This window comes from Psychrobacter sp. 1U2 (assembly GCF_051847575.1).
In genome coordinates this window covers 1-802 of sequence record NZ_JBPYDC010000855.1, presented here as the reverse complement: position 1 = coordinate 802, position 802 = coordinate 1, and the positions used below count along the sequence as shown (strand labels likewise).

General features: G+C 48.5%; 1 protein-coding gene. It reads left to right on the top strand.

The window, feature by feature from the left end; genetic code table 11:
• The coding region (locus tag ACS8FD_RS19140; protein ID WP_459252158.1) for a preprotein translocase subunit SecA at nt 1-802 on the top strand (802 nt) is incomplete at both ends.

Here is an 802-nt window from a genome sequence, read left to right as displayed (position 1 = left end):
CAAGATAAGGGCGCGCCCGTCCTAGTCGGTACCGCGACGATTGAAGCCAGTGAAGAGCTGTCTTATTTGCTGGATCAAGAAGGCGTGAAACATAACGTCCTAAATGCCAAGCAGCATGAGCGTGAAGCTGACATCATCGCGCAGGCGGGTAGCCCAAAATCCGTGACTATTGCAACCAACATGGCAGGCCGTGGTACCGATATCATCTTGGGTGGTAACTGGCAGTCATTTATTGAAGACATAGACTCAGTCAGTGCTGATGAGATGCAACGCCTAAAAGCCCAATGGCAAATCAAGCACGATCAAGTGGTCGCCGCGGGTGGTTTGCATATTATCGGCTCTGAGCGCCACGAGTCTCGTCGTATCGATAACCAGCTACGTGGCCGTGCCGGTCGTCAGGGTGACCCTGGTATGTCGCGCTTTTTCTTATCGCTTGAAGACGATCTCATGCGTATCTTTGCTGGTGATCGCGTGGTCAATATGATGCGTGCTATGGGTCTCAAAGAAGACGAAGCTATCGAACATAAGATGGTGTCAAAGTCGATTGAAAACGCTCAGGGTAAGGTTGAGAGCCGAGATTTCGATGCGCGTAAAAACTTGCTAAAGTATGATGACGTGGCCAATGAGCAGCGTAAAGTTATTTATGCTCAGCGTGATGATTTGCTCGATGATATGGATTTACTGGATGCCATCGAAGTGATGCATCATGAAGTCTATAATGCCATGATTAATCAATTTATCCCGCCAGGTTCTGTCGACGATCAGTGGAGTGTTGATGGATTAGAAGATGAGCTTGAAGAAG